Here is a 7548-nt window from a genome sequence, read left to right on the forward strand (position 1 = left end):
ATCGATGACATCGGAGACGTAGGCTTCGAGGCTGTCCGGTTGGACCCAATCCGCGACGTTTTTTGGCAGGAGGTGTTGCTGATCTTGATCGTATCGGACAAAGTTGGACGTCATGAGAACCCTTACGCTGTACAGGAGTTTCAGCTAGATAAGATTTATGTCATATGGCTCGATATCCAGAGAATCTGAGTCATCCCGTCGATGTTTCTTGGACAGGCTCTTGGACAGGCTCAAATACGGCGAGGATTTCCAGATGCGTAGTTATCGATTCTAGAAACCCGAAAATCGAGTGCTGGGACTACTTGCGATTCGTTTTCCGACTCGTCGTCTCGCATCTCGCTGAGCCGACCGATGAGTTCGTCGCTCGACGCGCCGCTGTCGAACTCGATGTCGCCGTCGTGGCTGTTCTGGTGGACGTTGACCGCGCTCGACTCGTCCATGTCCGAATCTTGCTCACGGTTCTGCTGCTCGGATTCGTCGTAGCTTCCAAAACCCATGGATAGCGATTTCGACCGTACTCACTAAAATAGTGTGATGTGCGGTTTCGTTACGTTCGGGTTTCTGACGTGCGATTTCGTGAAGTTCGTTGTGGGGTGTGACTCACGACGGACGAATCCGCCACCCTTCTCCGACCGTCGAACAGCGGAAACGGTGGGGTGTCGGTTGCGACCGCCCGTCTCTCCAGCCGACTCCTATCGAACCAGTGGCGCGACTTCGTCGCCGAGGCGTTCGACACACTCGACCATCGCGTCGGTGCCGATGCCGGGGTGGTACGTGCGGAAGATGAAGTGGACGTCGCCGCCCAGCGCGTCGCGGTAGGCCTGTAGTTCCTCTGTGACCTGCTCGGGCGTCCCGAAGATGGCCTGCTCTTTCAGTTCCTGCTTTCGTTCGGCGTCGAGTTCGTCAACCGACTCGCCGGAGAATATCTCGGCGTACCGGCGCTGGATGTAGAAGTAGCCGGGTTTCATCGCCTCCCACGCCTCCTCGCGGGAGTCGGCGACGAACCCGTGCTGGAGGACGTACACCTCGAAGTCATCTTCGAGGCCTTCTTTCTCTCGAACACGTTCGATGTCCTCTTTGCGCTTTCGGACGCCCTCGATGGAGAGCGATGAAGGGGCACACCACGCGTCCCCGACGCGGGCCGCTCGCCGGACTGCGGGTTTGACCGCCCCGCCGAACATGATGGGAACCTTCGTTTCGGGCTTCGGCGTGACGCTCACGTCGGGCGAGACGTCGTGAAAGTCGGCGTCGTAGTCGAGGGGGCCGTCGGACCACGCCGCACGCAGGAGGTTCGTCGTGTCGGTCAGTCGCTCGACGCGCTCCTCTCGGGGGACGCCGAACGACTCGAACTCGCGGGGGTTCGAGCCGATGGCGAGACCGAGGGTGAGTCGCCCGTCGGCGAGTAAATCCACCGTCGCGGCGTCTTCGGCAAGTCGTACGCCGTCGTAGAGGGGTGCAAGCGCGATGCAGGTGCCGAGTTCGACGTTCTCGGTTCGGGCGGCCAGCGCACCCAGAGACGGCATCGTCGCCGAAAGGTAGCCGTCGTCGGCGAAGTGGTGTTCCGACACCCACGCGCTGTCGAGTCCGGCGGCGTCGATGGCCTCACCGAGTTCCAGCATCTCGTCGTAGATCTCGGTCATCGAACGGTCGTCGTCGGGGCGTCGCTGGCAGGTGAACAACCCTGTCCCGAGTTTCATATCGGGAAATCGGAAGCCGTCGTCTTAATCGTTTATAAAGACAGATGGGACAATCCGTCGCCAAAAACTGACGATTTTCTTACAAGACTTATACCGCCAGTCGGTGGCGTCGAAACTATGGATGGACCACTGACGAGTTCCGGCCCGAAGAAGCCCGACAGTTCGATTCTCGATGCGTTCAAACCCGTGGCAGTGTTGCTCCTCTTGCTGGTTTTGTTTTTCGCCGCGATGTACTTCCTCGGCTGACTTCGGTTGCTGTCGTCTCGACTCTGCTGTCGTCTCCTTTCACCGTTCGACTTCCCTTTTATCTCCCTTCAATCAGCCAGACAATTCTTATCCAATTATGTCTCGAAACGAATCTATGGCTCACAGAATCGCCGAACGTTCCTTCCCGCTACCGCCGTGGATGCGAACCCCGTTCGTCGTCGTCGGACTTGCGACGCTCTTTCTCGGGTGGCGGTATCTCGACGGACTGCTCGCGGTACAGTTCGAGTCACAGGGACGACTCTCGCTCACCGCGGTCTTTCTCTTCGTGGTCGTCGCCGTCTCCACGCTCGTCGGCGTCGCCCTCGTTTCGACCGGGTTGGTGATACCGGGAGCATCGAGGATTTCGGGCGTTCCCGAACTCGGTTTCTCCCGCCGTCGACGCCGATTAATCGCCCGCGGAGCGTTGCTGTCGGTCGTCGGCCCGTTTGTCGGCGCCGTCGTCAGCGTGCTATTCAGTCCACTTCCAGGTGATTCGGTGCTATCTTTCTGCGAGGAGAGAATCCCGCCGTTCACGGCGGGAGTGAATCCGACAACTCTTTCACAAACCACGCATCGACACTACTACAGATATTTAAGTAGTATCGGTTCATAATATGATGTACACCGAGGCGGTCACACCGCCCACTCAATTGCACAATATCGGGACTACGAGGCCCAGATCGTTCGAGACACCCTCTCGAACCGCTGTGGTGTCTCGGTCAGCAAGATAACTCCGAGTCCCATGCCGGGATAGGAGTAACGGCGGTGTGGCCCCGCCATCGGCCTATCATACCGACAGGTCGTCAACCAGCAAATATCCCAAACCAGCGGTGCGGTGCCGTGGGAAGCCTCGCCGCTTACGGCGAGGAGGAGGTCACCTCCCCTCGTGACGTTCCCGGTGATGCTCGGCTGGACGCTCGTTCTCTTCGGCCTCCTCGGATTTCTCTCCCGAGAGTTCTATTTCGGTCGGCTGGTTCCCACCGGTGTCTCGGAATCGCTCGACTCGATTTCCGGTACGTTCGACTCCACCCGAACGGCGATGGTTCGAACCCTCCTCGTGGTCGGCGGTGCTCCCGTCGTGCTCACTGGCTTGGCACCGGCGTTCGTCGAGTGGCGGTCGCCCATCGCTCTCGGGTCGGTCGAGTTCGCGGTCGCCTGCGCCGCCTTCCACCTCGGTCTGGTGCTCCCCGACTCCGGGCCGCGATACTCCGTCCTGTCACTCGTCCAGTCGCCGACAGAGGACGACCTGACGTTCCTCGGTGGGCTGGTTACCGCCGCGAGTCCACTCTTTTTCATCGCTCTGGTGACGCTCGTTCCGGTCTCGTCGGCCGTCTTTGCGCGGTCGGATTTCGTCCTCCTGGGCTGGGCCCTGGTGTTGATAGGTGCGAACGAGCGACTTGGCGAGTCGCTGGACGTCGTTCGCTCGCGTGACATACGGTAAAGGACTGAATTTCTCGTTTGGGTCGTCTCTGTTGTGGATAGCGGACCAGGGGTCTGGATAGCTCTCTTCCGAAAACCGTGGGCCAGAACGTCGGTCAGTAGTCTATCGTCGTTATCTTCTCGACGGGCCACTGACTGAGAATCTCGACGCCGTTCTCGCGCACGACGACCATCTCCTCGACGCGCACGCCCTGTCTGTCGGCGGGTTCCATCGTCTCGACGGCCATCGTCATCCCTTTTTCGATTTCGATGGGGTGCTCGGGGGAGATGCCGCGCCAGATGAGCGGCACTTCGTACAGCTGGAGGCCGAGGCCGTGTGCCCAGTGGTTGGTCGTCATCTGCCAGTGGTCGGTCGCGTCGTACCAGTCGGCGTGCTCGCCCTCCATGTCGGGGAAGCCCTGACAGATTTCGTCCGTCGTCGCGCCGGGTTCGATGCGTTCGAGCACGTCGTAGAGGTTGTCGCGGGCGATTTCGTAGGCGTCCTGCTGGGCCTGCGTCGGTTCGCCCATGCTGAACGTGCGGTAGTAACAGGAGCGATAGCCCATGAATCCGATGTTGTAGAAGTCGGCGTAGACGAGGTCACCGGGGCGAATCACGCGGTCGGTCGTGTTCGCCTGGTGTTTCGGCCAGGTGTTCGGCCCGGACGTGACGTAGCCACCCTGCACCATCGCGCCGAGGCCCCAGAGTTCGCGAGTCGCCTCGCCCCAGACCTCCGACTCGCGCACGCCGGGTTTCGCCGTCTCCGTGATGCGCTGGAATCCGGCCTCACAGAGCGCGGCGACCATCCGCAGGCACTCGATTTCGTCGCGCGTCTTCACCTTTCGGGCGCTCTCCATCACCTCAGCGCACTCGTCGGTGCGCACGTCCACGCTGCGGTCTTCGAACTTCGAGATGAGCGCGCCGTTGCCGACGTCGATGCCCATCGGCTCTTTGGCCACGCCGTACTCCTCCATCGCCTCGTAGACGAGATCGGCCATCTTACCTTTCAGAAAGTCGCGGGCGGAGTCGCGCCCGGACGCGCGGGGAACGTTCCCCAGTCCGGGGCAGGCGTAGCGGATGTCGTCTAACCACGGGCAGTTGAACCGCTGGTTGCTCGCGTGGTCGGCCGTATCCCAGTGGACGACGTCGCCGTCCTCGGTGAGCAGGGTGTAGTGGTCCGCGCCCGACCCGCCCGTCATGGCGAGACCGGTCACGTACCGGACGTTCGGGTCGTTGATGAGGAGCATGCTCCCCAGTCCCGCCTCCCGCATCCGGGTTAGAGCTCGCTCCTTGCGCTCTTCGCGCATTCGCTGCATGTCGATTCGCTCCTCCCAGTCGACATCCATCGTCCCGCGCGTGCCTTCCATGAAATCGCGTTGGTAGAATCCCATGGGGCGGGCTACTCCGAGGTTCGTATTGAAAGTAGGTGAAATTCGACGTGATGGTGTACGTCCCACACTCGGAATTCGAATGTAATGGTAGACGATTGAACATATCACGCGCAGAATCGCGTCGGTCACGTCGGTATCCCCGTCGCTCGATTTGGGGAAAAATTCAGGACGAATTTGGGCCTAACTCTTCTTCAATTCCCAATTAATTCTGTGAAATATATATCTGCCCCTGTGGCGTACAATGAATTGCAAGAGGTAAATCAACATGAAGAAACTCACGACGCTCACCCTCGTGGTGATTGGACTCGTACTCGCATCGGGACTCGTCGTCGCGATGGGTCCCGGAACCGGGTTCGGGAACGGCACCGGCCCTGCAGTATCGCCCGCCGACCGACCGATGGACGGTTCGAACAGTCCGTGGCTGACCGCTGACGACGACCGACTCGACCGCTTCCAGGAACGCTTCCAGCTTACCGACCAACAGATGAACGAAATCCGTGAGACGGTCCGAGCGAAGTTCGCTGACGGTGCCGACCGCGACGAGGTTCGAGCGACCGTCCAGGAGATGCTCGCCTCCTACGGTGTCGACGACACCACCCTCGGACCCCACGGCCCAATGGGTGATGGCCCCCACCGTGGCGGTCACGGATTCGGGAACGGCATGCAACTCCGTGACGGCTCCGGCGCGGGCAGTGGCCCCCACGGGGCGAACGGCAACTGCCAGTAGGTCACCGACGTAGCGACCGACTAGCACTGCCGGCCCGAGAGTGATTCGGTCCTCCTCGTATTTTGTACGACGACAGTGACAGTAACGTACAGTCGCGCATCACTAACACAAGACTATTCGTCCCCCCTCGAGAAATTCACACGTGACGTAGATGCGAAAGGTGCTCTGGTGGCTCGTCGGTGGCGCACGAGGCGGCAAGAACCGCTTTCGCATCATTGAGGCGCTACGCGACGAACCGATGAACGCCAATCAGCTATCGAACGAACTGGACCTCGACTACAAGACGGTTCGACACCACCTGAAGATGCTCGAAGAGAACAACGTACTCACGACGATGGGAGACGGCTACGGGAAGATGTACTTCCTCTCCGACGAGATGGAGGACAATCTCGATATTCTGGACGAGGTCGCCCGCTCGGCCGGGTTGGAGGGTGCCGATGCGTAACGTCGTGACCGCCGAGAACCGTTCGCCCGTCGCGCTCACCCTCGCCGTCATCGTGGTCGCCGTCGCTCTCGCCGCCCTCGTGTCGACGCTGGTCTCCGTGCCGACTCCCCACGGGCCACGACGGGGGATGCACGCACGGGACCTCGACACCTTCCTCCGGGTCAAGGTCTTCGTCACGACGCTGAACGTCGTGTTGTTGGTCGCACTGACGACGTCGTACGTCTCCCTCTACCGCAGCCTCCCGAATCAGTTCACGGGCAGCCTCGTGCTCGTCTGCCTCGCGCTCTTGCTGTACGCCGTCTCTGCGAACCCCCTCGTCACCCTCATGCTCGGATATCCGGGTGGCAGCAGTCTCGGTCCGTTCACGTACCTTCCGGACCTGTTCGCGACCGTGGCGACGGTCGTACTCTTACACCAGAGTTTCCGGTGACTGTCGCTGCTGTGCGGGCTCCTCGATTGCTCCAACTCGAACGTTTACCTTGCTGGCCGACACATAGACGACCGTATGTCACATGGCACGCCGATTCGTGTCGACCACGTCGGCATCGCCGTCGAATCCATCGAGAATGCAGAGCCGGTCCTGATGGCACTCGGCTGTGAACGCCTCGTCGTCGAACCCGTCGAAGACCGGTTTCGCTGGGCGTACTACCGACTCGGCGACGCCTCTCGACTCGAACTCATCGAACCCATCGCGGAGGACACCTTCCTCACCGACTTCCTCGACGAGAACGGATCAGGGCTTCACCACGTCACCCTCGAAGTCGCGGACATCGACGCGGTCATCGAATCGCTCCGCGAGAACGGCCTTCGAATCATCGACCGGGCGGAATTCGACTCGTGGACGGAGGCGTTCGTCTCACCCCGTAATCCGACCGGTGTACTCTTTCAACTGATGGAGTACCACGACGACTATCACGAGGAACGAATGCCACCGCAGGAACTGTACGTAAACGCGAGTCGAGTCGGCGAACTGTTCAAAAAGTAGTCCCGACGGTTATCGGGGCCCCGAACCTCGGTTTCGACGGTTCGCATCGCAGTCGTCGCTGAGACTCGCGTCCCTGTTCGGGACGACGCTACGGGCGTGTTCGCTTGCACTCCAACTGTTCGAACGGCCACCGTGTCACTCACTTCCTCAAACAATCGGTTGTCTATAATATCTCGACTCGTTATACTCGTGCGTGTTATACCTATCATCGGGACCCTATGAACGATGAACAAATGGACGTGCTTTCGAATACCTACAGGCGGCAGATGTTGCTCGCCTTGGCGGACGCAAATCCACAGGAAGACCGTAAGACCGTTTCGAGTGCGTCGGAGGGGCGTGACGACGAAGGGGAATCGGCGATTGCCATGCAGCACGTCCACCTCCCGAAGTTAGAGGATTGCGGATTCATACGCTGGAATCGGGAGAAACAGCGCGTGACGAAGGGACCGCAGTTCGACGAAATCGAGCCCCTGTTGACGGTGGTAAAGCAGCTACAAGACGGGGCGATCGAGGAGCTAACCGACTAGTGCATTGTCAACTATCAATTGTAGGATAAAGTCGGCGTAGTTTGATTCGTGCATCTTCGGATGTGAATCGCCAGTCAATGTCTGTTTCTTGGGCGTTCAGTGAATTTGTCC

At 60.0% G+C, this 7548-nt stretch carries 10 protein-coding genes and 1 pseudogene; 8 read left to right on the top strand and 3 right to left on the bottom strand.

Translation table 11 applies throughout. From position 1 onward, the window contains the following. Positions 1–314: 314 nt before the first annotated feature. Together ACR3FF_RS24465 and ACR3FF_RS24470 are read right to left on the bottom strand one after the other, a co-directional pair. Positions 315–497: pseudogene (locus ACR3FF_RS24465) on the bottom strand (DUF5786 family protein); the annotation flags it as partial. Positions 498–692: 195 nt separating this feature from the next. Beyond that, entirely contained in the window at positions 693–1697 is a 1005-nt protein-coding gene (locus ACR3FF_RS24470) for an LLM class flavin-dependent oxidoreductase (protein ID WP_458190737.1), read from the bottom strand. Positions 1698–1814: 117 nt separating this feature from the next. Between ACR3FF_RS24470 and ACR3FF_RS24475 the strand changes: the two genes are divergently transcribed. From ACR3FF_RS24475 to ACR3FF_RS24485, 3 genes are all read left to right on the top strand, one after another. Continuing rightward, positions 1815–1943 carry a hypothetical protein gene (locus ACR3FF_RS24475; protein ID WP_458190738.1) on the top strand — a complete coding sequence of 43 codons (129 nt, stop codon included), beginning with the start codon at positions 1815–1817 and terminating at the stop codon, positions 1941–1943. 115 nt (positions 1944–2058) lie between these two features. Beyond that, positions 2059–2556 carry a hypothetical protein gene (locus ACR3FF_RS24480; protein ID WP_458190739.1) on the top strand — a complete coding sequence of 166 codons (498 nt, stop codon included), beginning with the start codon at positions 2059–2061 and terminating at the stop codon, positions 2554–2556. A 273-nt stretch (positions 2557–2829) separates the two neighbouring features. Beyond that, on the top strand, positions 2830–3384 hold the full coding sequence (locus ACR3FF_RS24485; protein ID WP_458190740.1) for a hypothetical protein: 555 nt from the start codon (positions 2830–2832) through the stop codon (positions 3382–3384). Positions 3385–3478: 94 nt separating this feature from the next. On the opposite strand, the gene ACR3FF_RS24490 is transcribed toward ACR3FF_RS24485, so the two are convergent. Continuing rightward, entirely contained in the window at positions 3479–4753 is a 1275-nt protein-coding gene (locus ACR3FF_RS24490; RefSeq protein WP_458190741.1) for a M24 family metallopeptidase, read from the bottom strand. A gap of 265 nt (positions 4754–5018) precedes the next feature. On the opposite strand from ACR3FF_RS24490, the gene ACR3FF_RS24495 reads away from it, so the two are divergent. From ACR3FF_RS24495 to ACR3FF_RS24515, 5 genes are all read left to right on the top strand, one after another. Further along, positions 5019–5480 (top strand): hypothetical protein, encoded by a 462-nt coding sequence (locus ACR3FF_RS24495; protein ID WP_458190742.1) that lies wholly within the window; start codon positions 5019–5021, stop codon positions 5478–5480. A 151-nt stretch (positions 5481–5631) separates the two neighbouring features. Beyond that, positions 5632–5925, top strand: coding sequence for a winged helix-turn-helix domain-containing protein (locus tag ACR3FF_RS24500; protein WP_458190743.1), 294 nt, complete (start codon positions 5632–5634; stop codon positions 5923–5925). Continuing rightward, a complete protein-coding gene (locus ACR3FF_RS24505) occupies positions 5918–6355 on the top strand; it encodes a DUF8036 family membrane protein (protein ID WP_458190744.1) in 438 nt (145 codons plus the stop codon). The genes ACR3FF_RS24500 and ACR3FF_RS24505 overlap by 8 nt, the downstream gene beginning before the upstream one ends. A 75-nt stretch (positions 6356–6430) precedes the next feature. After that, positions 6431–6910 carry a VOC family protein gene (locus ACR3FF_RS24510; protein ID WP_458190746.1) on the top strand — a complete coding sequence of 160 codons (480 nt, stop codon included), beginning with the start codon at positions 6431–6433 and terminating at the stop codon, positions 6908–6910. Between the two features lie 218 nt (positions 6911–7128). Next, on the top strand, positions 7129–7437 hold the full coding sequence (locus ACR3FF_RS24515; protein WP_458190748.1) for a DUF7344 domain-containing protein: 309 nt from the start codon (positions 7129–7131) through the stop codon (positions 7435–7437). Positions 7438–7548: the final 111 nt, after the last annotated feature.

The organism is Haladaptatus ordinarius, assembly GCF_054177595.1.

Bases quoted from the DNA above. Each gene is read 5' to 3' on its own strand.
- ACR3FF_RS24470 (WP_458190737.1), bottom strand. From the start codon at position 1,697: ATGAAACTCGGGACAGGGTTGTTCACCTGCCAGCGACGCCCCGACGAC.
- ACR3FF_RS24475 (WP_458190738.1), top strand. From the start codon at position 1,815: ATGGATGGACCACTGACGAGTTCCGGCCCGAAGAAGCCCGACAGTTCG.
- ACR3FF_RS24480 (WP_458190739.1), top strand. From the start codon at position 2,059: ATGGCTCACAGAATCGCCGAACGTTCCTTCCCGCTACCGCCGTGGATG.
- ACR3FF_RS24490 (WP_458190741.1), bottom strand. From the start codon at position 4,753: ATGGGATTCTACCAACGCGATTTCATGGAAGGCACGCGCGGGACGATG.
- ACR3FF_RS24495 (WP_458190742.1), top strand. From the start codon at position 5,019: ATGAAGAAACTCACGACGCTCACCCTCGTGGTGATTGGACTCGTACTC.
- ACR3FF_RS24500 (WP_458190743.1), top strand. From the start codon at position 5,632: ATGCGAAAGGTGCTCTGGTGGCTCGTCGGTGGCGCACGAGGCGGCAAG.
- ACR3FF_RS24505 (WP_458190744.1), top strand. From the start codon at position 5,918: ATGCGTAACGTCGTGACCGCCGAGAACCGTTCGCCCGTCGCGCTCACC.
- ACR3FF_RS24510 (WP_458190746.1), top strand. From the start codon at position 6,431: ATGTCACATGGCACGCCGATTCGTGTCGACCACGTCGGCATCGCCGTC.
- ACR3FF_RS24515 (WP_458190748.1), top strand. From the start codon at position 7,129: ATGAACGATGAACAAATGGACGTGCTTTCGAATACCTACAGGCGGCAG.